Consider the following 25,476-nt stretch of genomic DNA (forward strand, 5'->3'; position numbering starts at 1 on the left):
AGGCGGTCGATGCGCAGGTCGTCGATCCGCAATTGCAGCGGCAGAGCCAGGCTTTGCGGCAGCACGGCCGGCTTCGACGGGCCGGGTGCGATCCGCAGGTCGATCGTGCCGGCGCGCAGATCGGCGATCGTCAGGCGCAGCGGCGCGCGCGTGAGCGCCCAGCGACCAGCGATGCGGTCGATGCGCACCTCCGTGCCCTGGCCGTCCGGGCTCGTCCATGCGAAGGATCTGATCCGCACGCCGGTCGACAGTGCGCCGCCTTCGAGCGTGCCCGACAGATGGCCGCCGAGCAGACGCACCGCCGCTGCCCATGCGATGCGCGTGCCGCGCTCGGACGTCACGGCGGCCAGCGCGAGCGCCGCCACGAGTGCGACCGTGAGCACGATGCCGGCAAGCGTCCAGACGATGCCGCGCACCGTGCGCGAACCGCGCGACGCACGCGGCCCATCCGGGCGCGGGGCGGCGGGCGTATCCGGTTCGTGCGGCGTCTGCGAATCGTGGGCGTCCTTCGTCATGCTCTGTGTCTGTCTGCGGGTTCGGTCTGAATCGGTTCGGTCAGAATGCGATGCCGAGCGTCAGGTAGGGACGCACGCTGTGGTTGCGCAGGCCGTACGCGAGGTCGAAGTTGATCGGTCCGACCGGGCTGCGCCAGCGTGCGCCGACGCCGACGCCCGGGTAGAACACTTTTTCGCCCCATGCGTCGGTCGCAGTGCCGATGTCGAAGAACGTCGCCGCGCCCCAGTCGTGATTGAACCAGTGCTGATATTCGGCCGTACCGGTCATCAGGTACTTGGTCGGCAGCACCGAGCCGGCGACGCTGTGGCCGATGCTCTGGTAGCCGTAGCCGCGCACCGAGTTCGAACCGCCCGCGCGAAACAGCAGCGATGCCGGCACGCCCGACGAACTGCCGCTCGTAAACACGCCGCCCAGCTCCGCACGAAACACGACCAGGTCGCGCTTGCCGATCGGCACATATTGCTGGCCGCGCGCGTAGCCGCGAATGAAGGTCTGGTCGGTCGCCACGCCCTTCACCGCGAAGCCGGCCTCCGCATGGATCAGGTTGCCGGTGCGCGGGAACAGCGGATCGTCGACATTGCGCCGCGTCCACGCCCATTGCGGCACGAGCGCGCGGCTCGTGGTCTGTCCCGCGCCGTTCTGGTCGAGCCGGTCCTGATAGAACATCAGCGAATACGAATAATCGATGAACTGGCCGGTGCGCGTGCGCTGCGCGCCGATCCGCGCGCTGTAGATCCGCGTATCGGACACATTCGTGTTCGTGTACGACGCGAGCACGCTGTTGGTCCACGCGCGCGGCCCGGGCGGCATCGACAGCTGGACCTGCCCGTACTGCTGAATCTGGTCGATACGTCCCGACACCGTCAGCGGCCACGCGGCGCCGAACGTATCGAGATAGGTGTACGAACCCTGAATGTGCGGACCGGTGTCGGTCGCATAGCCGACGCCGCCGCGCACGCTGTTGTACGGATATTCGCTGACCTTCACGTGCACGGGCGTCTTCTCCGGTTTCGCCGGGTCGCTGCTGACGTCGATCGCGACGCTCGCGTAGTACGGCGTGTTCTGCAGCTGGCGCTGCAGCTCGGCGATCCGCCGCACGTCGTAGATCTCGCCGTCGGACAGCGGATTCACGTTGGTGACGATTCGCCCGGGATAGCGGCGCACGCCTTCGACCTCGACCGGCCCGATCGTGAACGTCGGGCCGCTGTCGAACGTGACCGAAAGCTTCGCGCGCTGCGTGCGCGGGTCGATGCGCGCCTCGGACGCGGTGATCTTCGCGCCGAGATAGCGGCGCGACTGCAATTGCCGCAAGGCCGCGCCCTTCGCGCCGTCCCAGTCCGATTGCGTAAACGGGTCGCCGTCCTTCAGCGAGAACGCGAAACGCGTCGCAGCCGCCTGCTTCGGATCCTCCGACTCGACCGGCCCCTTGAGCGTCAGCTCGACCGACGACACGACGGTAAGCTGCCCTGGATCGACCGCGATCGTCACCGAACGCTTGCCGTCGTGCGACCGCACGTCGGTGCGCACGACCGGCGAGAAATATCCGTCGGTCGCGGCCAGGTCGCGCACCTGCTGCGGCGTCGCGGTGACGAGAAACTCGAACTGGTCGTCGCTGATGTCGTCGCGCTTCGCGAAGCGCGCGATATCGAGGTGCCGCTCGAGGAGCTTGCGGATCTCGCGCGGCGCCTCGATCTCGACGTCGTATTTCGCGTAGGCGGGCAGCGCGGCGAACGCCGCGACGCAGCCGGCCAGGGCCGTCCTCGCGGCCCTGGACGCGGACCGGCGGCCGCCTCGCGCCGCGCCGCGCGTCTCGCGGGCGTCGTGCGCCGCCTTTCGCTGCTGGTTCGCCTGACCTGCCAAATAGAACCTCGCCCTCAGTTTTCTTAAAGACCCCGTATTTGACCACACGATGGACGCCGCTCCCGCCCCTGCGCCATCCCGACTGACGCTTGCGCGCAACGGCGCGCCGGCGGCAACCCGCGCATTCGACGTGCGCTTGACGCCGGCTGTTCCCCGCGTTGCGGTAAAATCCCGCCATCGCACAATCCGGCGCATCACGCGCCGCCCGAAACGGAAAGCCGAGCCATGCCGTACCAATCCGACGTCACGCAATTCCTGAACCAGCTCAAGCAGCAAAAGCCGACGCTCGAAGAAGAGCAGCGCAAGGGCCGCGCGCTGCTGTGGGACAAGCAGCCGATCGACCTCGACGAGCGCGCCGCTCAACAGCAGTCGCGCGTGAAGCAGACGTCGTACGTCTACTACCAGAACTTCTGACGACGTGAGCGCAGCCGACGAGGCCGGCGCCACCCGCCCGGAAGACGCGGTCACCGCGCCCGGCGGCGCCGATTCGACACCCGATACGGTCGACAGCGTCGCGGCATTCGCGCGCCTGTACGGCGAACCGCTCTTCAAGCTGCCGCAGGATCTCTACATCCCGCCGGATGCGCTCGAGATCTTCCTCGAAGCATTCGAAGGCCCGCTGGACCTGCTGCTCTACCTGATCCGCAAGCAGAACTTCAACGTGCTCGATATCCCGATGGCGCAGGTCACCGCGCAGTACCTGGGCTATGTCGATCAGATCCGCGAATCGAATCTCGAACTCGCCGCCGAGTATCTGCTGATGGCGGCGATGCTCATCGAGATCAAATCGCGGATGCTGCTGCCGGTCAAGAAGGCGGACACCGGCGAGGAAGCCGAGGATCCGCGCGCCGAACTGGTGCGCCGCCTGCTCGAATACGAGCAGATGAAGCTCGCCGCGCAGCGCCTCGACCGGCTGCCGCAGCTCGGCCGCGATTTCCTGCGCGCCGAGGTCTATATCGAGCAGAGCGTCACGCCGCGCTTCCCGGACGTCGACGCGAACGACCTGCGCGCCGCGTGGGCCGACGTGCTCAAGCGCGCCAAGCTGGTTCAGCACCACAAGATTTCCCGCGAGGAGCTGTCGGTCCGCGAGCACATGAGCCTGATCCCGCGCAGGTTGCAGAACGCGCGCTTCATGGAGTTCGCCGACCTGTTCGACACGTCGCGCGGCGTGCCGGTCGTCGTCGTGAACTTCATCGCGATGCTCGAGCTGGCGCGCGAATCGCTCGTCGAGATCACGCAAGCCGAACCGTTCGCGCCGATCTACGTGCGCCTCGCCTATCTCCCCGCCTGAGCGCATCGACCGCATCGCATCCGCGCCGCCGTATTCCCGAAAAAAGTGAACGATCGTGCGCTTATCGGTGCGTCCTGCGAGCAAATCCTCTACAATCCGCCGACGCCCGACACGCCGCCCCGCGCGCGGGGGTGTTCGACGCTTCGACCCCGACGCCGCCTGCTGCGGCGCCAACGTGCGTATGCACGAGGAACCCGCTAACCGATCATGAAAGTCATCAGCTCGATCCAGGAACTGCGCGATCAATTGCGCGGCCAGAACCGCACCGCCTTCGTGCCGACGATGGGCAACCTGCACGAAGGGCATCTGTCGCTGATGCGGCTCGCGCGCCAGCACGGCGACCCGGTCGTCGCGAGCATTTTCGTCAACCGGCTGCAGTTCGGCCCGAACGAGGATTTCGACAAGTATCCGCGCACGCTGCAGGACGACATCGAGAAGCTGCAGAAGGAAAACGTGTATGTCCTGTTCGCGCCGACCGAGCGCGACATGTACCCGGAGCCGCAGGAATACCGCGTGCAGCCGCCGGACGACCTGGGCGGCATCCTCGAGGGCGAATTCCGGCCCGGTTTCTTCACCGGCGTCTGCACGGTCGTCACGAAGCTGATGGCGTGCGTGCAGCCGCGCGTCGCCGTGTTCGGCAAGAAGGACTATCAGCAGCTGATGATCGTGCGCCGCATGTGCCAGCAACTCGCGATGCCGGTCGATATCGTCGCCGCTGAAACGGTGCGCGATGCCGACGGCCTCGCCCTGTCGTCGCGCAACCGCTATCTGTCGCCGGCCGAGCGCCAGGAAGCGCCGGAACTGGCGAAGACGCTGCAGCGCGTGCGCGAAAGCGTGCTCGGCGGCGAGCGCGACCTCGCCAAGCTCGAGCAGCAGGCACGCGCTCAACTCGCCGGCCGCGGCTGGCAGCCCGACTACATCTCGATCCGCCGGCGCGCGAACCTGATCGCGCCGAACGCAGCCGAACTCGAAGCCGGCGAGCCGCTCGTCGTGCTCGCGGCCGCCAAGCTCGGCGCAACCCGTCTCATCGACAATCTGGAAATCTGACGGGCGCTGCCCGCCGGAACGCAACACAAGGCATCAAGGAGCCATCATGCAGCGCAATATGCTGAAATCGAAGATCCACCGCGCCACCGTCACGCATTGCGAACTGCATTACGAAGGCTCGTGCGCGATCGACGAGGATCTGCTCGAAGCGTCGAACATCGTGGAAAACGAGCGGATCGACATCTGGAACGTCAACAACGGCGAGCGCTTCTCGACCTACGCGATCAAGGGCGAGCGCGGCAGCGGCATGATCTCGCTGAACGGCTCCGCCGCGCGGCGCGCGCAGCTCGGCGATCTGGTCATCATCGCGGCGTTCGCGATGGTCGACGAGGAAGAGCTGAAGGCGGGCTGGAAGCCGGATCTGGTGTTCGTCGACGAGCACAACAAGATCAAGGGCAGCCGCGATCACGTGCCGACGCAGAGCTGGTCGTAAACCGCAGGCGGCCTGAACCGGGGCGCCCGGACCCCGATCCGGATCGTCCGGTCCGCGCCGCGAAACGGCAACCCTGACGGTCAAGGGCGGAATCCTGTCTTGCACGGGATTCCGCCCTTTTCATTTGCAGCGTTTTTTCCGATCGTCGCAGCAGACAGAACGCACGGCCGCGCGTGGCGCCCGTCCGGCGCGCCGCGCCACTGCCGGCTACGATGCCCCGCGCTCGACCCACTCGATGATCGGACGCCACTGTTCCAGATCCTTGTCGACGCGGCTTTTCGCGACATCCCACAGCGTGAGTCCGTGCGCGGCGAGCTGCACGTAGTTCTGCGTATCGCGCACGTAGCCCAGCACCGGCAGCTTCAGCCCCTCGACGAACCGGTGCAGCTGCTCGGCCGAGCGCGTGCGGGCATCGACGCGCATCCCGACGATCCCGACCTCGACGGCGCCCTTGCGCACCGCTTTTTCGCCCGCGAGGCGTTCGAGGAAATGCTGGGTCGCGAGGATGTCGAACATCGACGGCTGCAGCGGAACGATCACCTTGTCCGCCAACTGCAAGGCAAGATCGAGCCGGTTGCCGTGCAAGCCGGCCGGCGTATCGATCACGGCATATTCGAGGCCGCGCGGCGGCTTCGACGGCGACTCGGGATCGAGCGCCCAGGCCTCGATCGCCGGCAACCCGTCCGGACGCAGGTCGAGCCACGCATGCGCGGACTGCTGCCGGTCGAGATCGGCGAGCGCAACCCACGCGCCCTGCGCCGCGAAATACCCCGCCAGGTTGGTGGACAGCGTGCTCTTCCCCACGCCGCCCTTCGGATTCGCCACCACGATCACCGTCATGAATTCTCCCGAAGAAGCCGCGCGGCGCCGGCCGGCGCCGCTGGATTGCGGATACAGGGAGCGATGATATCGGCAAATGGGCCGTCACCGGAACCGGTGTCAAGCGGGCTGCCGCCCGGCCGGATCAGGCGCGCTGCGTCGCGGTGCGCGACGTATGCGCGGCAAAGCACGTCAAGTTTGACGCCAGCAGCGTGGCGGCGAAATCGCTCAGGCGATTCGGGCTCAGACCCGGACGCCTCTCGAGCGAATGACGAACAGCGATGGAACGTGCGCCATCCAACCCGTTCTGCCGGCAACTTCCGCGATTGGATTAATTAATCCCCAGCGAGAATTAATGCAGCCAAAATAAAAAGGGACATGACTGATCATGTCCCTTCATCCGATTCATGCATCAATAACCGCCGCGGCCTTGCGCCGGCCCCGAATGGCCGGACTGGCCGCCGCCATCCGATCCGTACGAATCGCATGCCTGCGCCCACGTCGAGGCGCCAAGCAGCCCCAACAGCAATACGACAATCCACCGCCGAGCCTTCATCGTCGTGCCCCCCGGACGGACATCCGCCCTGCTTTGGTTGTACGTCACACCACGAAAAAAGCGAGAACGGCGCGTCAGCGGAATGCCGCGTACAGCGCCGGCAGGTCGAGATGCGCGGCGAACGCGTCCGCGAGCCGGTCGAGCGACGCCTCGCGCAGCGCAGGGTAGTCGATCCGCTCGGCCGCATCGAGACCCGCCCATGCCAGCAGCGCCGCGCAGGCGTCCGGCGCATCGAACAGCCCATGCACATAGGTGGCGAGGATCTGCCCGTCGCCGGACAGCGCGCCGTCCGGGCGCATCCCGTCGACGCCGTCCGCCGCCAGTTCCAGCGCCGGCATCGCGAGTGCCGCGCCGCGCGTCTCGCCCATGTGGATCTCATAGCCGCTCACGGCCGGGCCGTCGGCCAGCCCGAGGCGGCCCGTCACGTTCTTCAGCGTCTTGTCCGGCTGCAGGGTCGTGACGAAATCGAGCAGGCCGAAACCCGGCACGCTGCCCGGCGCGCCTTCGAGGCCGAGCGGATCGTCGAGCGTGCGGCCGAGCATCTGCATGCCGCCGCAAATGCCGATCACCTTGCCCCCGTAACGCAGATGCCGCCGGATCACCGCGTCCCAGCCCGCGTCGCGCAGCCACGCCAGATCGCGCTGCACGCTCTTCGAGCCGGGCAGGATCAGCAAATCGGCCGCCGGCACCGGCCCGCTCTTCCAGTAGGTGAACTCGACCTGCGGATGCACGCGCAGCGGATCGAAATCGGTATGGTTGCTGATACGCGGCAGCGCCGGCACGACGACTCGCAGCACGCCGGCCGCATCGTGCGCCGCACCGCTTCTCGCCTGTGCGGGGAGCATGTCCTCCGCGTCGAGCGTGAGGCCGTGCAAGTACGGCAGCACACCGAACACCGGCTTGCCGGTCTGTTCCCGCAGCCAGTCCAGCCCCGGTTCGAGCAGCCTGAAATCGCCGCGGAAGCGGTTGATCACGAAGCCGCGCACGCGCGCGCGCTCGCTGTCCGACAGACAGGCGAGCGTACCGACCAGATGCGCGAACACGCCGCCGCGGTCGATGTCCGCGACGAGCACGACCGGACAGTCGACGCGCTCCGCGAACCCCATGTTCGCGATGTCTCCTTCGCGCAGATTGATCTCGGCCGGGCTGCCCGCCCCCTCGACGATCACGGTGTCGTATCCGGCGCGCAGCCGCGCGTACGATTCGAGCACCGCGTCGAACGCGACCGGCTTGTAGTCGTGATAGGCGCGCGCATTCAGGTTCGCGCGCGCCTTGCCGTGGATGATGACCTGCGCGCCGCGATCGCTCGTCGGCTTGAGCAGCACCGGGTTGAAGTCGGTATGCGGCGCGACGCCTGCGGCGAGCGCCTGCAGCGCCTGTGCGCGGCCGATCTCGCCGCCGTCCGCCGTCACCGCGCTGTTGAGCGCCATGTTCTGCGGCTTGAACGGCGCGACGCGCGCACCCGCACGGCGCGCCAGACGGCACAGGCCCGCGACGAGCGTGCTCTTGCCCGCGTCGGATGTCGTGCCCTGGATCATCAGCGTGCCGCGCGGGCGCAGGTCGGATGCATTCATCGTGTCGAAGCCTTGACAAGGAAGGCCGCATTATCGCCCGCACCGTTACAATCACGCGATGATTCCGCACGATCTCACCTTCGTCCTCGGCGGCGCCCGCTCAGGCAAAAGCGCGCATGCCGAACGGCTCGCCGCCGACAGCGGCCGCCCCGTCACCTATATCGCGACCGCACGCGTGGCGGACGCGGAATTCGCGCAGCGCATCGCGCATCATCGCGCGCGCCGCCCAGCGCACTGGGCGCTCGCCGAAGCGCCGGTCGCACTCGCCGACACGCTCGTGCAGCTCGACGATCCCAACGCCTGCCTGCTCGTCGATTGCCTGACGCTGTGGCTGACCAATCTGCTGTGCCCGGCCGAAGGCGAACCGCTCGACGACGCGCAATACGAGGCGCGCGCCGCCGCGCTCGAAGCCGCGCTGCGCGGCGCGCGCGCGAAGGTGATCGTCGTCAGCAATGAAATCGGTCTCGGCGTCGTGCCGCTCGGTGCGATGACGCGCCGCTATGTCGACGAACTGGGCCGACTCAACCAGCGCGTGGCCGCGCTCGCCACGCACGTCACGCTGCTCGTCGCAGGCCTGCCCGTCGCGATCAAGACCGGAGCCGCGTGATGCTGATGCTGTCGCTGCCCGCCGTCGCGATGCTGGCGGTCGTCGCCGTCATCGTCGATCGCGTGCTCGGCGAGCCGTCCGCCGCGCATCCGCTGGTCGCCTTCGGACGGCTCGCCGCCCGCATCGAAAGCGCGTGGAACACCGGCCGGCGCGGCCGCCTCGCGGGCGTCGCCGCATGGCTTGCCGCTGTCGCGCCGCCCGTCGCGCTTGCGGCGTGGCTGACGGCCGTGCTGCCGTGGCCGCTTGCGGCAGTGCTGCACATCGCGCTGCTATGGTTCGCGCTCGGCGCGAAAAGTCTCACCGATCACCTTGCGCCGATCGCGGCAGCCCTGTTCCAGCGCGACCTGCCCGGCGCGCGCGCGCTGACCGCGCGGATCGTGTCGCGCGACACCAGCACGGCCGACGAAGGCGCGCTGTCGCGCGCAGCCGTGGAATCGGCGCTCGAGAACGGCAACGATGCGATCTTCGGCGCGCTGTTCTGGTTCGTCGTCGCAGGCGGCCCCGGCGCCCTGCTGTTCCGGCTCGCGAACACGCTCGACGCGATGTGGGGCTACCGCACGCCGCGCTTCCTGACGTTCGGCTGGGCCGCCGCGCGGATCGACGATGTGCTGAACTGGATTCCCGCGCGCCTGACCGCCGCGAGCTACGCACTGCTCGGCGATACCGCCACCGCATGGCGCTGCTGGCGCACGCAGGCCCGCCACTGGGACAGCCCGAATGCCGGCCCGGTGATGGCGGCCGGCGCGGGCAGCCTCAACGTGCGGCTGGGCGGCCCGGCGGTCTATCACGGCGCACTCGAAGACCGTCCGGCACTCGGCGCGGGCGCGCCCGCGACCGCCGCGCACATCGTCGCCGCCGTGTCGCTCGTCACGCGCACGCTGGTCCTGTGGCTCGCGCTGCTCGTCGCGGGCGCCACACTCGTCATGGGCATGCATCATGTCTGATTCCCGCATCACCCACGGCGGCAACCTGCACGAAGCCGCGCGCCGTTACGGCAGGCCTTACGACACGTGGCTCGACCTGTCGACCGGCATCAATCCCGTCGGCTATCCGGTGCCGCCCGTACCCGCCGACGCCTGGCGACGCCTGCCCGACGACGGCGACGGGCTCGCCGCCTGCGCGGCACGCTACTACGGCGCGCCGGATGCCGCACACGTGCTGCCGGTCGCCGGCAGCCAAGCCGCCATTCGTGCGCTGCCCGCCCTGCTGCCGACCGGCGAAGCGGGCGTGGCCGCCCTCGCGTATGGCGAATACGCACCCGCGTTCGCTCGCCACGGTCATCGCATCGAAACGCTCGATATCGCCACCGATACGCTGCCCGCGACGCTGCGTCACGTCATCGTCGGGAATCCGAATAACCCGACCGCCGAACGCATCGCACCTGGCCGCCTGCTCGACTGGCATGCGCAGCTTGCGGCGCGCGGCGGCACGCTGATCGTCGATGAGGCATTCGCCGATACCGGCGTCTGCGATTCGCTTGCGGCGCACGCCGCTCGTCCGGGTCTTATCGTGCTGCGCTCGGTCGGCAAATTCTTCGGGCTCGCCGGCATCCGCGCCGGGTTCGTGCTCGCCTGCCCCGCACTGATCGACTCGCTGCGCGACACGCTCGGCGCGTGGACCGTCGGCGGCCCCGCACGTCACGCGGTCGCCGCCGCATTCACCGATCGTGCATGGCAAGCGACGGCGCGCGCACGGCTCGTCCGAGACAGCGCGCGGCTCGCGGCGTTGCTGCGCGCGCACGGCTTCGCGACCCATGCGACGCCGCTGTTCGGCTGGACCGTCGATCCGCGCGCTGCGGCCTTGCATGCCGCACTGGCCGAACGCGGTATCTGGACGCGTTACTTTGCGAAGCCGTCGAGCGTGCGCGTCGGCTTGCCGGGCAACGAAACGGAATGGACGCGTCTGTCCGAAGCGCTCGCGGCATGCGTTGCGCTGCTGCAAGGAGAGGGCCGTTGAGTCTCGCTCGGCACTGCATGCCATGGGCGGCACTGCTCGCCATCGGCGTCTCCTTTCCGGCGCATGCCGCCCTCAGCGCACGCGATGACGACGGCCACACCGTTACGCTCGCCGCGCCTGCGCAGCGGGTGATCAGCCTCGCGCCGCATGCGACCGAGCTGGTCTTCGCCGCCGGCGGCGGCTCCAGGCTCGTCGGCACCGTCACGTACAGCGACTATCCCGCCGCCGCGCGCGCCGTACCTCGCGTCGGCGACAACAAGGCGCTCGATCTCGAGCGCATCGCCGCACTGAAGCCCGATCTGATCGTCGTCTGGCGGCATGGCAACGCGGAACGGCAGACCGATGCGCTGCGTGCACTGCATATCCCGCTGTTCTTCAGCGGACCGAAACATCTCGACGATATCGCGTCGTCGCTGAACCGGCTCGGCATACTGCTCGGCACGCAGCCCGTCGCCGATGCGGCCGCCGCATCGTTCCGGCGCGACATTGCAACGCTGCGCGCACGCTACGCGGCACGGCCGCCCGTCACGGTGTTCTTTCAGGTATGGGACCGGCCGCTGATGACGCTCAACGGCACGCATCTGATCAGCGACGTGATCGATCTGTGCGGCGGCCGCAACATATTCGCATCGCTGAAGCCGCTCGCGCCGACCGTCACGGACGAAGCGGTACTCGCGGCGAATCCGGAAGCGATCGTGACAACGGATCGCGGGGCGACGGCCACGCGCGACGCATTGCCGAGCCTCGCACGCTGGCGCGCGTGGCCGTCGCTCACCGCCGTCGCGCGCGACAACCTGTTCGCGATCGACGGCGACCTGCTGACCCGTGCATCGCCGCGCATCGCTCAAGGTGCAGCCACGCTATGCGAGGATCTCGACGCCGCACGCGCGCGGCGTCCCGCACGCTGACACCGCGGCGTTACGCGCCCCAGTGCACGACGTCCCGGACGGACGCGGCAGCAGGCGCGGCATCGCGCCTCCGCAACCAGACGATGCCGCCAGGCGGCACCGGCCGCGACATCACCGTATCGAGCGGCACGCGCAGCGCATGCGCCGCGAATACCCGAATCACGCCCGCATGCGTGATCACCCATTGCGGTGCGTCGGCCGCCACGATCGCGTCGAGCATCGGCGCGACACGCGCCGCAAAGCACGCGACGCTTTCGCCGCCATGCGCACAGGCATGCATCAAATCGGCGGCCCATGCGTCGATTGCGGCGCGATCGATATCGTCCCAACGCTGCATTTCCCACGCGCCGAAGTCCATCTCCCGCCAGCGCGCGTCGCGCTGCAGCGGCACGCCGAGCGCATGCGCAAGCCGTTCTCCGACCGATGCGCAACGTGTCAGCGGGCTCGACCAGATACGCTCGGGCAACGGCGCGCACAGCGCGGCGAGCCGCTCGCGTATCGCCTGCGCACCGGCGTCCGCCGATGCGGCCAGCGGCACATCGCTGCATCCGTAACAGACGCCGGCATCGACATCGACCGCCGGATGACGAATCAGAACGACGTCCATCCGAGCACCACGAGATAGATCGCCAACTCGCTCAGCTGCTGCGCGAAACCGAGGGCATCGCCCGTATAACCGCCGATGCGCCTGACGAGATAGCGCGCGATCAGCGCCCGCAGCAGCACGAGCGCGCCCAACACGGCGACACCCATGCGCCAGTCCGGCCAGCACAGCCACGGCAGGCCGAATGCCGCCGCGACGAGGGCGGCCCGTGGCGTCATGCGCTGCGCGACCGGCTTCGCCTTCCCTTCGGACCGCACGTAATCGAGCGACATCAAAAGACTCACCGCCGCGGCGCGGCTCGCGGCGTGCGCGGCAATCATCGTCCACGCGGCGCGCAGCGGCGGCAGCGCGGCGAGCGCCTGCCACTTCAGGCCCAGCGCGATCACGAGCGCGACCGCGCCGAATGTGCCGATCCGCGAATCGTGCATGATGCGCAGCACGTCGTCCCGCGTGTAGCCGCCGCCGAACGCGTCACAACTGTCGGCGAGCCCGTCCTCGTGGAATGCGCCGGTAGCCATGAGCGTTGCCGCCATCGACAGGCCCACGGCAATCGACGCCGGAAACACGCGCAGTGCGGCCAGATAGACGAGCGCCCCCCACGCGCCGACGCACGCGCCGACGAGCGGGAAATAGCGTGCGGCCTGATCGAGATCGCCTGCCGCATAACCGATCGCGCGCGGCACGGGCACGCGCGTGAAATAGCCGAGCGCGACGAAGAAGTAGCGCCATTCGGCACGCAGGCCGCTCGAACGTTCAGGCGTCACGATGGGCCACGCCTGCGGATTCGAAACTCGCCATCCCGCTCATGAATGCGGCCGCCGCGCGCACGAGCGGCAGCGCGAGCGCCGTCCCCGTGCCTTCGCCGAGACGCAGATCGAGCGCGAGCAGCGGCTGCGCATCTAAATGCGCCAGCATGCGCCGGTGGCCCGCTTCGTTCGACGTGTGCGAGAACACGCAGTAGTCGCGTACCGCTGGCGCAAGCCGTTCGGCGACGAGCAATGCGGCGGTCGCGATGAATCCGTCGACGAGGATCGTCATGCGTGCGCTCGCCGCCGCGAGATAGGCGCCCGTCATCATCGCGATCTCGAAGCCGCCGAACGTCGCGAGCACGTCGAGCGGCGCCGTCGCATCCGGATGTCGCGCGAGCGCGCGCCCGAGCACCGCGCGCTTGTGCGCGAGCCCGTCATCGTCGAGCCCCGTGCCGCGCCCGACGCAGGCATCGATCGGCACGCCGACGAGACGGCTCATCAGGCACGCAGCGGACGACGTGTTCGCGATGCCCATCTCGCCCAAGCCGATCACGTTGGTGCCCAGCGACGCATGATGGCGCACGCGATCCGCGCCGGCCGCGAGCGCGGACCGCATCTCGTCGTGCGTCATCGCCGGTTCATGCGCGAAGTTGCGCGTCCCGCGCGCGACCGGCAGCGCAATCAGCGCATCCGATGCGGGCAACGGCGACGCGACGCCGGCATCGACGATCTCGAGCGTGCTTTGCGACACGTCCGAAAACGCGTTGATCGCGGCACCGCCGGCGAGGAAATTCGCGACCATCTGCGCGGTCACCGCTTGCGGATACGGACTCACGCCTTCGGCGGCGATGCCGTGATCGGCGGCAAACACGATCGTCACCGGACGCTGCACGGCCGGACGCTCGGTACGCTGAATCAGCCCGAGCTGCAGGGCAAGCGCCTCGAGCCGGCCGAGGCTGCCGGGCGGCTTGGTCTTGTGATCGATCACGTGCTGCAGGCGCTCGCGCAGCGATGCGTCGAGCGGTGCGATGTCGGGCAGGGAGAAGGTCTGATTCATTCGGAGTACGCCTCGTATGCGCGGCCGCCGCCGCACGTCGACAGAAAAATTGCGCTCATCGCCGCACGGGCCACGCGGGCAGCAGCACATCGCGGCCGTCCTGCCTGAGCAGCACGAGCGGATAGCCGAATGCGTCGCTGGCGCGCTCGGGGGTCAGCACGTCGTGCACCGGCCCGGCCCACGCGTGACCGCGGCCGTCGAGCAGCAGCGCATGCGTTGCGAACCGCCGCGCCAGATTCAGGTCATGGCACGAAAACAGCACGGTGCGCGCGCCGCCGTCGAGCCAGGTCGTCAGCGCGGTCAGGCAATCGACCTGATGATGCAGATCGAGATGCGCGAGCGGCTCGTCGAGCAACAGCAGCGGCGCGTCCTGGCACAGCACGCCGGCCAGCGCGACCCGCTGCCGCTCGCCGCCGGACAGCGACAGCACATCGCGTTCCGCGAGCTGTGCGAGGCCGACCGTCGCGAGCGCCGCACGCGCCGCGTCGCGATCCTCATCACGCTCCCAGCCCCAGCCGCCGAGATACGGAAAACGGTTGAGCAGCACGGTATCGAACACGGTGGCGCTGAACGCGTCATGCCACTGCTGCGGCATCAGCGCACGACGCCGCGCGAGCTGCGCGGCCGGCCATGCATGCAAAGGCCGGCCGTCGATTTCGACGTGTCCCGCGGCGGGCGGCTGCAAGCCGGCGAGCGTCGCGAGCAGCGTCGTCTTGCCCGCGCCGTTCGGCCCGGCAATGCACCAGATCTCGCCGGGCCGGAACGTCTGCGTGAATCCGCCCAGCAATGTCCGTGCGCCCGCGCGCAGGGTCAGGTCGATCGCCGCATAGGCGGGTTCGCCGACGCGAACGGATGACGCCATGCTCATCGCATCGGCCTCCTCAGCAGCATCCACAGGAACACCGGCACCCCGATCAGCGCGGTCATCACGCCGACCGGCAACTGCGCGGGCGCGATCACGGTGCGTGCGAGCAGATCGGCCGCCATCACGCCGGTGCCGCCCGCGAGCATCGCGGCGGGCAGCAGCATGCGCTGGTCGTTGCCGAACGCGAGACGCAACGCATGCGGGACGACGAGGCCGACAAAGCCGATCGTGCCCGCCGTCGTCACCGCGGCCGCGGCGGCCAGCGACGCGACCAGATAGATCCGCACGCGCAACCTGGCGACCGGCACGCCGAGCGCCAACGCAGCCGCATCGCCGCGCAGCAGCACGTTCAATTGCGGCGCGGCCGGCAGCGCGACACACGCGGCGAGTGCGAGCGCCGCCCACGCGAACCATGGCGGCGCGACGCCGTTCAGGTCGCCGGTCAGCCAGAAAATGATGCCGCGCAACCGGCTCTCGGGGGCAAGCGACAGCAACAATGTGACGAGCGCGCCCCACCCCGCCGCGATCACGACGCCGGTGAGCAGCAGCCGCGGCGACGCGTCGCGCAACTCGCCGCGCCACAGTTCGCGGCGCGCGAGGCCGAGCACGAGCAGAACCGACAGGAGCGCACCGGCAAACGCCGACGCATCGACGAGCCACCACGCGCCGCCGGCGATCATCGCGACGAGCGCGAAGCCGGCGGCGCCACCCGACACGCCGAGCACGTAAGGCTCGGCGAGCGGATTGCGCAGCAGCACCTGCAGCAACGCACCGGCAAGCGCGAGAAGTGCGCCGCACGCGAAACCCGCAAGCGCACGCGGCAGACGCAACGCACGGACGATATCGGCAAAGAGCGGATCGCCGCCGGCATGCGGCACGAGGGAGCCGAGCGCATCGAGCGGCGACATCGGCACGCTGCCGATCGTCAGCGAAGCGACGAACAGCGCGGCGGCCGCACACGCGAGCGCGGCCCAGATCGCGACGGCGCGCGCGGCGTTCATGCCGCGTACCGTCCCGTACGTGCGGGCAGGCCGCACGGCCGCTTACTGCTGCTGCCAGCCGAGCGTGACATAGGCGCCGCGTCGCGGCGTGTTGTATGCGTAGGCAAGCTCGTAGTCCTTGTCGAGGAGGTTGTCGATACGTGCGCTGACAAACCACGCCTTCGTGATGTTGTAGCGCGCGGACAGATTGACGACGCCGTAGCCGCCGAGGCGGCCGCCGCCCGAATCGTTGCGCGCACCACTGACGAGCCATTCTCCGCCGACGCGCCAGCCGCCGAATGCACGGCTCGCCACGAACGACGCGAAGCGGCGCGCGCGGCGGTTCAGGTCCTGATTCTGCGTTTCGTCGACCGGATTCTGCAAGGTGGCGGCAACCCGCACGTCGGTTGCGCCGACGTGTCCCTGCCACGACCCTTCGAGGCCCTGCACCTTCGCGCGGCCGACGTTTTGCGCGACGTAGAAGAAGCCGCTCGCATCGGGACGATAGTCGATCAGGTTCGTGTAACGCGTCTGGAATGCCGTGACGCGCACGACGCCGATCGCATCGGACGCATACTGCACGGCCGCTTCGACCGAATGGCTGCGCTCGGGCAGGATCGACGGATTGCCCGCGTCGGGATAGTAGAGATCATTGAAGGTCGGAGCGCGGAACGCATCGGAATAGCTCGCGGTGACCTTCCATCGATCGGTGATGTCGAGACCGTAGCCGAAATAGTAGGAGTTCGCGCCGCCGAAATCCGAATACTGGTCGCGCCGCAGGTTCGCCTGGAACTGACTGCGGCCGATGCGGCCGGTGTAACCGAGCCACCCGGAATTCACATGGCGCTGCGGCGCCGAGTACACGTTCGACACGAACTGCTGATCGAGACGTTCGTATCCGGCCTGGATCGCCTGGTCGGGCGCGATCCGGAAATCGTTCTGCCACGTGTACTGGCGGTTGTCGGTATTGAAGTGGTCGGTGTAGACGCCGTTCTGCTGCGTCTGGCTGCGATCGTTGCCCGCCGTGACGCTGACGTGCGTCGTCCACCAGTCGAACAGCTTGCCGTTCGCGAACACGCGCGCCTGCTGCACTTTCGAATAGAGATTGTTGAGGTCGGTCGGCGCGCCCCACGCATCGTCGAAGCTGTTGTTGCCGTTCGACTGGAAGTAGCTGACGCCGGCATCCCAGTTGTCGCCGAAGCGATGCCGCAGCGATGCGGTGATGCTCTCGTTCAGATAGCCGTTCGCATTCGGATTCGCGTTCGGCTTCTTCGCCGGATCCAGTGCGGAAAAACCGTTGTCCTTCTCGCGCGACAGCGACAGACTGAAGGTCGTCTTGCCCTCGCTGTCGAGCCGGCCCGACACGCCTGCCTGCTGCGTCTGCGTGCCGTAACTGCCGTAGCCGACCGAAAAATTGAAGCGCGGCGGATGGTTGCCGCCCTGCTTCGTGAACACCTGCACGATGCCGCCGATCGCGCCGGAACCGTACAGCGACGACAGGTTGCCATTCGCCACCTCGACCCGCTCGATCTGGTCGAGCGGCAGTTGACTCAACTGGGCCGCGCCCAGGCTCACCGAATCGATCCGCACGCCGTCGATCAGCACGAGCGACTGCGTCGATTGCGCGCCGCGCAGGAACAGTGTCGCAGCCGCGCCCGGGCCGCCGTTGCGCACGATCTGCGCGCCCGGCGCGAACGCGAGCAGGGTCGGCAGATCGGCGCCGGGATGCGCGGCAATGTCCTGCGCATCGAAGACGGTGGTTTGGGGAATCGTGTCGGCGAGCACTTGCGGTGCGCGCTGCGCGGTGACGGCGTTCGGCATGAGCGAAGCGGCGTCGGCATGCTGGCCGGCGCTCGCAGCATCGGCGGCCGCGGCCTGCGAAACGACAAGCGGCAGCCCGCAAAGCGCGCCCAGCGCGGTGCGGGTGATTGGGGTCGGCATCGAAGAAAATCCAGTGAGTCACTGCGTGCCCGCTTCCCCGCAGGCTGCGCATCACGAAGCCCGCATGCGGACTTCCCGTCTCGGCCGGTATCCGGGCTGGCGGCACACCGGCTCGCCTTCCCGCGCGAGAAACGCGCAGTGGCCTGTCCATCGTGCGCAAATCGCGCGTCGCTGAACACATGAGCCGGCCTGCATCGATCCGATGCGGCCGCTTACCGTTGCGGGGGCAGCGCAGGTTGGCCGCTCCTGGCGGAGCCAGCGCCCTGCTTCCCGTTTAACCGCGCGTGACACGCGCGAGCACCGAGGCGGCGCCAGTTTAGGAGCGGGCCGCGCAAGCGTCAAGGAACGCTCCGGACGAGGCGGAGCGCAACCAGCCGGGCCGATTCGCGCCCATTCGCGAAAAGAAGCGGGGGTGTTACGACTGGAAACGTTACAGATATCGGAATACGCGTTATTCCGCGCTAAAATGCTGGGTCTTTAGAGGACGCAGCAAATGCTCAACGAACTCGAAACCTTATCTCAAAATATTGGCCGGTTGATCGCGCTGAACCAACGCTATCACTCGGAACGGCTCGCGCTCGAAGAGCAGGTCGCACAATTGCGCACGGATACGGAAACGGTGCAGGCCGAGCTCGTCCAGCTGCGCGAGGAACGCAATGCGCTGGCGGCCGAACGCGACGCACTGTCGGCGAAGATCGACGACGCTCAGGTCAAGCTGAACGCGATCCTTGAAAAACTGCCGCGCGCGAAGGGCGCGGCGGAAGCCGACAACCAGCTCGACCTGCTGGATGCGCAGGCGCGCACCGATAGCGGCGACGCGGCCAGCCACGGAGAACATGCATGAGCACCAAGCAGATCGAAGTGTCGATTCTCGGCCAGGCCTATCGTCTCGCCTGTTCCGCCGAGACGGAAGCCGCGCTGCTCGAAGCAGTGGCACGCGTCGATGCGGAAATGACGAAGATTCGCTCGAACAGCTCGGTGCGCGGCACCGATCGTATCGCCGTGATGGCCGCGTTGTCGCTCGCATCGGAATTGCTGAGACTGCAGCAGAGCGTGCGTCACGGCGAAGCATTTCCGGCGGAGGAAATCCGGCGTACAATGCACCAGATGAACGAACAACTCGGCGCTGTGCTCGCACAGCACGAAACGCAGTAACCTCGAATCGATGCGTCGATTTCCCTTGATCTGAACGATCATCGGTGGTCAAATGAGACGCAGAGATTCACAGTTCAGTCAGCTTCCCTGCCTGGTTCGCCAAGGTCATATATTCCTTGAACCAATGCCATGTGCACGGTTGCGGAAATTTGTAGCACGGGCGCGCGCGTCACTCTGTCTGATGTACCCGATGTGCTGCTAACTGCGACCAATTCTGAACCCCAGGTTCAGGATGCCGGCCTAGCGGCCAAGGCGGGGGCCTATTCAACGGCATCGGGCGAGTCCCGATGCCGTTTCCATTTGCAGCAGCCTCTTTCTGCGTCGATCACGATCCATGCAATACTGGCTGATGAAGTCCGAACCGGACGAAGCGAGCATCGACGATCTCGCAAATGCGCCGCAGCGCACGCTGCCGTGGATCGGCGTGCGCAACTATCAGGCACGCAACTTCATGCGCGACACGATGAAGATCGGCGACGGCGTGCTGTTCTATCATTCGAGCTGTCCGGAGCCTGGCATCGCGGGCCTCGCCGAAGTCTCATCGACACCCTACCCCGACCCCACGCAGTTCGATCCGAAGAGCCCATATTTCGATCCGAAGTCGACGCGCGAAATGCCGCGCTGGCTGCTCGTCGACGTGCGCTTCGTCAGGAAGTCGCCGCTCGTGCCGCTCGCCGCACTGCGAGAACATGACGAACTCGCCGACATGCGCGTGCTCGCGAAAGGCAACCGGCTATCGATCACGCCCGTCACGCGAGCCGAATGGCGCTTCATCACCGAACGGCTGATGGAATAGGCGCGGCGGCGCGAACGTCAAATTTGGTCAGCGCGCGCCGCATGCCCGGAACTCACTGTGAGCAGGGACGACCTAAGCAACCGCGGCCGGCCCATTCCGCCGGCCGCAGTTCTTTCCGAAGCGCGGCCCGCCCGCGTCGCGCACGTGCCGTCCACGTGCGCGCCCTCGCACAAGGAGTCCAACAATGACCAGAAAATCCGCCCTCGCGCTGTCGCTCGTCCTCGCTGCTGCCGTGCCTGCCGCGCTGGCCGTGGCGCCGGCCGTCGCGCAGGCGCAGACCGCCAACCCGCACTTCCCGCAGCCTTCGGGTGTGCTGTCGCTGTCCGCACAGGCAAGCGCCGAAGTGCCGCAGGACATCATCCACATCACGCTCTTTCATGAAGAGCAGGCAAAGGATCCGGGCAGCCTGACGACCGTGCTGAACCAGCGCGCCGACGCCGCGCTCGCACAGGTGAAGAGCGTTCCTGGCGTGACCGCGCACACGGGTGCGTTCTCCGTGTATCCGACCACCGATCGCGACGGCAAGATTTCCGCATGGCGCGGCCGCACGGAAGTCGTGCTCGAGTCGCGCGATTTTGCGGCGGCATCGAAGCTCGCCGGTCAGTTGTCGAATCTGATGCAGATCGCGAACGTCGAATTCTCGCTGTCGCCGGAAGCGCAGCGTGCGGCCGAGCAGAAACTCACGAACGAAGCGATCCGCTCGTTCCGTGCGCGCGCGGACGAAGCCGCAAAGGCATTCGGTTATGGCGCTTACTCGATTCGCGACGTGAACGTCGGCAGCGGCCGCAATGTGCAGCCGTATGCGCGCATGATGGCCATGGCCGCGCCCGCGATGGACAGCGCGAAGGCCGGCGCCCCGATCGCCGTCGAAGGCGGCAAGGCGACCGTGTCGGTCACGGTCAACGGCTCGGTGCAGATGAAATAACCGACGTCTCGCGCTGCATGCGACAACGCCGGCGCGAAAGCCGGCGTCGATGAGATGGTCAGTCCGATCCCCACCCAGCACACTCCGCCGGGTGGGGATTGTTCTGTCTACGGATCATCCTGAATACGATTTCCGTTCGCCACGCAGTGCGGATGCGCTTCCGTCATCCCCTCGCGGCAGGCGTGCCGCGGCGGTATGCCCACACCATCATCGCGATGCCCGCGACGATCATCGGCATCGACAGCCACTGTCCCATCGAGAAGCCGAACGCGAGGAGTCCGAGGAAATCGTCCGGTTCGCGCGCGAATTCGACCGTGAAGCGCGCGAGGCCGTAGCCGATCAGGAACAGCGCGGACACCGCGCCCATCGGCCGCGGCTTGCGCGCGAAAAAGAACAGCACAAAGAACAGCACGACACCTTCCAGTGCGATCTCGTACAACTGCGACGGATGGCGCGGCAACATCTGGTATTGCATGAACACGTCGACCAGATGCCACTTCGCGGCCAGCGCCGGATGCGTGGCGAGCCAGCCTGCATCGTCGCGCGTCGCGCCCGGGAACAGCATCGCCCACGGCGCGGACGGATCCGTCACACGCCCCCACAGTTCGCCGTTGATGAAGTTGCCGAGGCGGCCCGCCGCGAGCCCCGCCGGCACCATCGGCGCGACGAAATCGGTGACCTGCAGCCAGTGACGCTTGCGCTGCCATGCAAACAGGATCATCGCGAGGGTCACGCCGAGAAAGCCGCCGTGAAACGACATCCCGCCTTCCCACACCTTGAAGATGTTGAGCGGATGCGCGAAGTAATAGCCAGCCTTGTAGAACAGCACATAGCCGAGCCGGCCGCCGAGCACGGTGCCGAGCACACCGTAGAACATCATGTCGTCGATGTCCTTGGCGGTCCATCCCTGCGCGGCAACGAACGGCAGCCTCAGCCGCAGCCGGCCGACGACGATCGCCGAGATGAAGGCGACGAGATACATGAGCCCGTACCAGCGCACGGCGAGCGGCCCGAGATGGATCGCAACGGGGTCGAAATTCGGGTGAATGATCATGGTTAGCGGTGAAGTTTTCGGATTCGGTGCGGTGGCCGGAAGCCTGTGCGCCGCGCATTGGACGGCATCGGCACGCCAACGTTCGCTTCACGCGCGCGAACCGGCCTGCGCACGCACGATGTCGATGAAGCCGGCCAGCACGGGGCTGACGTCGCCGGTGCGCCATACGAGACCCGTCTCGACGACGGGCGCGCCGTCGCCGAGCGGCCGGTAGACGACGCCCGTGCGCCGCAGGTTACGCAACGATTGCGGCACCAGCGCGACGCCCATGCCGGCCGACACGAGGCTCACGATCGTCTGCATCTGGATCGCTTCCTGGCCGATGCGCGGGGCCACCCCCGCCGCACCGTAGCAGCCCGTAATGATGTCATAAAAGCCGGGCGCCAAACGGCGCGGGAAGATCACGAGCGGCAGCGCGGCGACATCCGCGAGCCGCACCGGCGTCTCCTCCGGCGCATCGGATACCGCGGCCGGCATCGCGAGCACGAGCGGCTCGCGCACGACCGGCAGGTACGACAGCTCGGCCGCATGGCGCGGCGGCACGGGCGGGATGATCAGTCCGGCGTCGACGCGCCCGGCCGCGAGTTCCTCGATCTGCACATCGCTCGTCGCCTCGACAAGCCGCAGCCGGACTTGCGGATAGCGCGCGCCGAATTCGCGCAGCAGCGACGGCAGCAGCCCGTAGTCGGCGGTCGACACGAACGAGAGCGCAAGCGAGCCCGCCTCGCCGCGCGCGAGGCTTTGCGCGAGCGGCGGCAGCGCGTCGGCCGCGGCGAGCAGGTGGCGGACGTCCGGCAGCAGCGCGGCGCCCACCGCCGTCAGCGCGACCGAGCGCTTCGTGCGGACGAACAGCGCGACGCCGAGCATGTCCTCGAGCGCGCGGATCGCCTGCGACAGCGGCGGCTGCGTCATCGACAGGCGCGCGGCCGCGCGGCCGAAATGCCGCTCCTCGGCAACGGTGACGAAATAGCGCCACTGGCGCAGATCGGGGGTCGGGTCAGCCATGATCCATTGATATAAAAATCGACCTAATTCGCGATGAATAATATATTGGACATTCTCAAAGAGACACTGCATCCTTGCCCAACCTGAGCCGGCATCCCGTAGCGCGCCAGCCGGCCGACATTACCAAAACAAGGATGGAGTCCCCATGTCGTACAACCGTCGCTCGAAGAACATCACGCAAGGCGTGGCACGTTCGCCGAACCGCTCGATGTATTACGCGCTCGGCTACCAGAAGGAAGATTTCGACAAGCCGATGATCGGCATCGCCAACGGCCACTCGACGATCACGCCGTGCAACGCGGGCCTGCAGCGCCTGTCGGACGCCGCCGTGGCCGCCGTGAAGGCCTCGGACGCGAACCCGCAGATCTTCGGCACGCCGACGATCTCGGACGGGATGTCGATGGGCACCGAAGGGATGAAATACTCGCTCGTGTCGCGCGAAGTGATCGCGGACTGCATCGAAACCTGCGTGCAGGGCCAGTGGATGGACGGCGTGGTCGTCGTCGGCGGCTGCGACAAGAACATGCCGGGCGGCATGATCGCGCTCGCACGCATCAACGTGCCGGGCATCTATGTCTACGGCGGCACGATCCGCCCGGGCCACTGGAAGGGCAAGGACCTGACGATCGTGTCGTCGTTCGAGGCGGTCGGCGAATTCACGGCGGGCCGGATGTCGCAGGAGGATTTCGAAGGGGTCGAGAAGAACGCCTGCCCGACCACGGGCTCGTGCGGCGGGATGTACACAGCGAACACGATGAGCTCGTCGTTCGAGGCGCTCGGCATGTCGCTGCTGTATTCGTCGACGATGGCGAACCCGGACCAGGAAAAGGTCGATTCGGCGGCGGAATCGGCCCGCGTGCTGGTCGAAGCGGTGAAGAAGGACCTGAAGCCTCGCGACATCATCACGAAGAAGTCGATCGAGAACGCCGTGTCGGTGATCATGGCGACCGGCGGCTCGACGAACGCGGTGTTGCATTACCTGGCGATCGCGCATGCAGCCGAGATCGACTGGTCGATCGACGATTTCGAGCGCATCCGCAAGCGCGTGCCGGTGATCTGCGACCTGAAGCCGTCGGGCCAGTTCGTCGCGACCGACCTGCACGCGGCAGGCGGCATTCCGCAGGTGATGAAGATCCTGCTCGACGCCGGCCTGCTGCACGGCGACTGCATGACGATCACGGGCCGCACGATGGCCGAGGAACTGAAGGACGTGCCGAGCGTGCCGCGCGCCGATCAAAAGGTGATCTACCCGATCGAACAAGCGCTGTACAAGGAAGGCCACCTCGCGATCCTGAAGGGCAATCTCGCGGAAGAAGGCGCGGTCGCGAAGATCACCGGCCTGAAGAACCCGGTCATCACCGGTCCGGCGCGCGTGTTCGACGACGAGCAGAGCGCGCTGCAAGCGATCCTCGACGACAGGATCAACGCAGGAGACGTGGTCGTGCTGCGCTATCTCGGCCCGAAGGGCGGCCCGGGGATGCCGGAAATGCTCGCGCCGACGTCGGCGATCATCGGCAAGGGCCTGGGCGAATCGGTCGGCCTCATCACGGACGGCCGCTTCTCGGGCGGCACCTGGGGCATGGTGGTCGGCCACGTCGCGCCGGAAGCGTTCGTCGGCGGGACGATCGCGCTTGTCCAGGAAGGCGACTCGATCACGATCGATGCGCACAAGCTGCTGCTGCAGCTGAACGTCGACGAAGCCGAGCTGGCGCGCCGCCGCGCCGCATGGAAGCAGCCTGCACCGCGTTATACGCGCGGCGTGCTCGCGAAGTATGCGGCGCTCGCCCTCCCGGCGAACAAGGGCGCAGTCACCGGCTGAGCTTCGGCGGGGCCGCTGCCCGGCCCCGCTGGCGCCGATGCAAAGGGAGCGCGACGACCTCGCGCTCCCTTTGCTTTTATAATGCGCGCATCCCCATGCCGGCCGGCTGAGCCGGCGGAGACCCGCATGAAACGAACGATTGTCCACGCGACGCTTCTGACCCTGCTTGCAGGCAGCACGATCGCGCAGGCCGAACAGGCCGACGGTCTGGCGCTCGCGCAACGCAAGAACTGCATGGCATGCCACGCGGTGAACAAACCGCTGATGGGACCGTCGTTCCACGACATTGCCGACAAGTACACGGCTCGCCACGATGCGGGCGACTATCTCGCGAAGACGATCGTGAAAGGCAGCGCGGGCGTGTGGGGCAATGTGCCGATGCCTGCGAACACGCAGCTGACAGGCGGCGAGGCGCATGCGCTCGCGCACTGGATCCTGTCGCTGCAATAAATCCCGCGGCCCGGAAGGCCTGGGGCGGGTTCAGCCCGAATGTCCGGTGTGGCGGCGCGCGATCTCATCGTCGACCGCCTCGCGCACCCATTCCATCACTTCGGTTTCGAGCGCAAGCGCCACTTCGTGCGTGATCTGGCCGACCAGCCAGGCCGTGTGGTCGTTCAGCGCAGCGCGGCAGCGCGCCTCGATCGCCTCGCGCCCTTCTCCCGCCAGATACGTGGTCAAACGGTGCTGCAGCCGCGCCGCAATATGCTGTGCATCGACCGCCGTCTGCACCGGCAGCGCTGCATCCGGCGCCGGATGCAGCGTTTCGTGTGGCGATGCCGCCGCGTCACATGTCCGCGCCGGTGCCGGCTTACCCGGCGCCACCACGTCGACCAGCACCGGAATCGCCGCATCGTCCGGCGGCAATGCTTCAGCTGCCGCGCGCGCGCGCGCCGGATCGCCCGGCACCAGCACGTCGGTCAGCGTCGGGATCGAGGATGATTCGGCTTGACCCATGTGAG

The 25,476-nt window shown here is 67.6% G+C and carries 26 protein-coding genes, 1 other RNA gene, 1 pseudogene and 1 riboswitch; of the genes and pseudogenes, 15 read left to right on the forward strand and 13 right to left on the reverse strand.

Translation table 11 applies throughout. The features are described from left to right. A pseudogene (locus KH616_RS03345) lies at positions 1-515 on the reverse strand (hypothetical protein); the annotation flags it as partial. A 40-nt stretch (positions 516-555) separates the two neighbouring features. Further along, on the reverse strand, positions 556-2,376 hold the full coding sequence (locus tag KH616_RS03350) for an autotransporter assembly complex family protein (protein ID WP_292236423.1): 1,821 nt from the start codon (positions 2,374-2,376) through the stop codon (positions 556-558). Between the two features lie 225 nt (positions 2,377-2,601). On the opposite strand from KH616_RS03350, the gene KH616_RS03355 reads away from it, so the two are divergent. The 4 genes from KH616_RS03355 to panD all read left to right on the forward strand — a co-directional run bounded on the left by KH616_RS03355 (position 2,602) and on the right by panD (position 5,147). Further along, a complete protein-coding gene (locus tag KH616_RS03355) occupies positions 2,602-2,790 on the forward strand; it encodes a DUF3460 family protein (protein WP_292236427.1) in 189 nt (62 codons plus the stop codon). A gap of 4 nt (positions 2,791-2,794) precedes the next feature. After that, positions 2,795-3,667, forward strand: a complete 873-nt coding sequence (locus KH616_RS03360; RefSeq protein ID WP_292236429.1) for a ScpA family protein — start codon at positions 2,795-2,797, stop codon at positions 3,665-3,667. Between the two features lie 207 nt (positions 3,668-3,874). Then, positions 3,875-4,714: a pantoate--beta-alanine ligase gene (gene panC, locus KH616_RS03365; protein WP_292236432.1), complete on the forward strand. Its 840-nt coding sequence runs from the start codon at positions 3,875-3,877 to the stop codon at positions 4,712-4,714. Between the two features lie 46 nt (positions 4,715-4,760). Then, positions 4,761-5,147 (forward strand): aspartate 1-decarboxylase, encoded by a 387-nt coding sequence (gene panD, locus KH616_RS03370; protein WP_292236434.1) that lies wholly within the window; start codon positions 4,761-4,763, stop codon positions 5,145-5,147. Positions 5,148-5,354: 207 nt separating this feature from the next. Here the strand turns inward: panD and KH616_RS03375 are convergent, their stop codons facing one another. Both KH616_RS03375 and KH616_RS03380 read right to left on the reverse strand, forming a co-directional pair. Continuing rightward, positions 5,355-5,987: a ParA family protein gene (locus KH616_RS03375; RefSeq protein WP_292236437.1), complete on the reverse strand. Its 633-nt coding sequence runs from the start codon at positions 5,985-5,987 to the stop codon at positions 5,355-5,357. Between the two features lie 609 nt (positions 5,988-6,596). Next, positions 6,597-8,096 carry a cobyric acid synthase gene (locus KH616_RS03380; protein WP_292236438.1) on the reverse strand — a complete coding sequence of 500 codons (1,500 nt, stop codon included), beginning with the start codon at positions 8,094-8,096 and terminating at the stop codon, positions 6,597-6,599. A 58-nt stretch (positions 8,097-8,154) separates the two neighbouring features. Between KH616_RS03380 and cobU the strand changes: the two genes are divergently transcribed. Genes cobU through KH616_RS03400 form a run of 4 tightly spaced genes read left to right on the forward strand, consistent with a single transcriptional unit; the run spans position 8,155 to position 11,567 of the window. Continuing rightward, positions 8,155-8,703 (forward strand): bifunctional adenosylcobinamide kinase/adenosylcobinamide-phosphate guanylyltransferase, encoded by a 549-nt coding sequence (cobU, locus tag KH616_RS03385; RefSeq protein ID WP_292236440.1) that lies wholly within the window; start codon positions 8,155-8,157, stop codon positions 8,701-8,703. Further along, positions 8,703-9,647 (forward strand): adenosylcobinamide-phosphate synthase CbiB, encoded by a 945-nt coding sequence (cbiB, locus tag KH616_RS03390; RefSeq protein ID WP_292236443.1) that lies wholly within the window; start codon positions 8,703-8,705, stop codon positions 9,645-9,647. The genes cobU and cbiB overlap by 1 nt, the downstream gene beginning before the upstream one ends. Next, positions 9,640-10,659, forward strand: coding sequence for a threonine-phosphate decarboxylase CobD (cobD, locus tag KH616_RS03395; protein ID WP_292236446.1), 1,020 nt, complete (start codon positions 9,640-9,642; stop codon positions 10,657-10,659). The genes cbiB and cobD overlap by 8 nt, the downstream gene beginning before the upstream one ends. Positions 10,660-10,676: 17 nt before the next feature. Then, positions 10,677-11,567 (forward strand): cobalamin-binding protein, encoded by an 891-nt coding sequence (locus tag KH616_RS03400; protein ID WP_292236530.1) that lies wholly within the window; start codon positions 10,677-10,679, stop codon positions 11,565-11,567. Between the two features lie 10 nt (positions 11,568-11,577). Here KH616_RS03400 and cobC read toward each other — a convergent pair whose 3' ends face one another. From cobC to KH616_RS03430, 6 genes are read right to left on the reverse strand one after another with little or no spacing between them, the layout of a single operon-like run. Continuing rightward, positions 11,578-12,174 carry an alpha-ribazole phosphatase gene (gene cobC / locus KH616_RS03405; RefSeq protein WP_292236448.1) on the reverse strand — a complete coding sequence of 199 codons (597 nt, stop codon included), beginning with the start codon at positions 12,172-12,174 and terminating at the stop codon, positions 11,578-11,580. Further along, positions 12,159-12,935: an adenosylcobinamide-GDP ribazoletransferase gene (locus KH616_RS03410; RefSeq protein ID WP_292236450.1), complete on the reverse strand. Its 777-nt coding sequence runs from the start codon at positions 12,933-12,935 to the stop codon at positions 12,159-12,161. Before KH616_RS03410 ends, cobC begins: the two co-directional genes overlap by 16 nt. Continuing rightward, positions 12,925-13,977 carry a nicotinate-nucleotide--dimethylbenzimidazole phosphoribosyltransferase gene (gene cobT / locus KH616_RS03415; RefSeq protein WP_292236452.1) on the reverse strand — a complete coding sequence of 351 codons (1,053 nt, stop codon included), beginning with the start codon at positions 13,975-13,977 and terminating at the stop codon, positions 12,925-12,927. The genes KH616_RS03410 and cobT overlap by 11 nt, the downstream gene beginning before the upstream one ends. A 55-nt stretch (positions 13,978-14,032) precedes the next feature. Continuing rightward, positions 14,033-14,845 (reverse strand): ABC transporter ATP-binding protein, encoded by an 813-nt coding sequence (locus KH616_RS03420; protein WP_292236454.1) that lies wholly within the window; start codon positions 14,843-14,845, stop codon positions 14,033-14,035. Next, a complete protein-coding gene (locus tag KH616_RS03425; protein WP_292236456.1) occupies positions 14,842-15,843 on the reverse strand; it encodes an iron ABC transporter permease in 1,002 nt (333 codons plus the stop codon). Before KH616_RS03425 ends, KH616_RS03420 begins: the two co-directional genes overlap by 4 nt. A gap of 42 nt (positions 15,844-15,885) precedes the next feature. Then, entirely contained in the window at positions 15,886-17,763 is a 1,878-nt protein-coding gene (locus KH616_RS03430; RefSeq protein WP_292236458.1) for a TonB-dependent receptor, read from the reverse strand. A 64-nt stretch (positions 17,764-17,827) separates the two neighbouring features. Beyond that, positions 17,828-18,083: riboswitch (cobalamin riboswitch) on the reverse strand. Positions 18,084-18,256: 173 nt separating this feature from the next. On the opposite strand from KH616_RS03430, the gene KH616_RS03435 reads away from it, so the two are divergent. The 5 genes from KH616_RS03435 to KH616_RS03455 all read left to right on the forward strand — a co-directional run bounded on the left by KH616_RS03435 (position 18,257) and on the right by KH616_RS03455 (position 20,639). Then, positions 18,257-18,607, forward strand: coding sequence for an ATPase (locus tag KH616_RS03435; protein WP_292236460.1), 351 nt, complete (start codon positions 18,257-18,259; stop codon positions 18,605-18,607). After that, positions 18,604-18,918: a cell division protein ZapA gene (locus tag KH616_RS03440; RefSeq protein ID WP_059656207.1), complete on the forward strand. Its 315-nt coding sequence runs from the start codon at positions 18,604-18,606 to the stop codon at positions 18,916-18,918. Before KH616_RS03435 ends, KH616_RS03440 begins: the two co-directional genes overlap by 4 nt. 81 nt (positions 18,919-18,999) lie before the next feature. Further along, positions 19,000-19,181: non-coding RNA, 6S RNA (gene ssrS, locus KH616_RS03445), on the forward strand. A 71-nt stretch (positions 19,182-19,252) separates the two neighbouring features. Continuing rightward, positions 19,253-19,714, forward strand: coding sequence for an EVE domain-containing protein (locus KH616_RS03450; RefSeq protein WP_292236471.1), 462 nt, complete (start codon positions 19,253-19,255; stop codon positions 19,712-19,714). Positions 19,715-19,898: 184 nt separating this feature from the next. Continuing rightward, positions 19,899-20,639: an SIMPL domain-containing protein gene (locus KH616_RS03455; protein WP_292236473.1), complete on the forward strand. Its 741-nt coding sequence runs from the start codon at positions 19,899-19,901 to the stop codon at positions 20,637-20,639. 163 nt (positions 20,640-20,802) lie between these two features. Here the strand turns inward: KH616_RS03455 and lgt are convergent, their stop codons facing one another. After that, on the reverse strand, positions 20,803-21,693 hold the full coding sequence (gene lgt / locus KH616_RS03460) for a prolipoprotein diacylglyceryl transferase (protein ID WP_292236476.1): 891 nt from the start codon (positions 21,691-21,693) through the stop codon (positions 20,803-20,805). A gap of 87 nt (positions 21,694-21,780) precedes the next feature. After that, on the reverse strand, positions 21,781-22,698 hold the full coding sequence (locus tag KH616_RS03465) for a LysR substrate-binding domain-containing protein (protein ID WP_292236480.1): 918 nt from the start codon (positions 22,696-22,698) through the stop codon (positions 21,781-21,783). Positions 22,699-22,843: 145 nt separating this feature from the next. Here KH616_RS03465 and ilvD point away from each other — a divergent pair, with 145 nt between their 5' ends. Next, entirely contained in the window at positions 22,844-24,517 is a 1,674-nt protein-coding gene (gene ilvD, locus KH616_RS03470; protein ID WP_292236481.1) for a dihydroxy-acid dehydratase, read from the forward strand. Positions 24,518-24,643: 126 nt separating this feature from the next. After that, positions 24,644-24,967, forward strand: a complete 324-nt coding sequence (locus tag KH616_RS03475; protein ID WP_292236483.1) for a c-type cytochrome — start codon at positions 24,644-24,646, stop codon at positions 24,965-24,967. Positions 24,968-24,997: 30 nt separating this feature from the next. Here the strand turns inward: KH616_RS03475 and KH616_RS03480 are convergent, their stop codons facing one another. After that, positions 24,998-25,471: a DUF2486 family protein gene (locus KH616_RS03480; RefSeq protein WP_292236485.1), complete on the reverse strand. Its 474-nt coding sequence runs from the start codon at positions 25,469-25,471 to the stop codon at positions 24,998-25,000. Positions 25,472-25,476 lie beyond the last annotated feature (5 nt).

It is taken from the genome of Burkholderia sp., from assembly GCF_018375725.1.
In the GTDB taxonomy this organism is placed as follows: domain Bacteria; phylum Pseudomonadota; class Gammaproteobacteria; order Burkholderiales; family Burkholderiaceae; genus Burkholderia.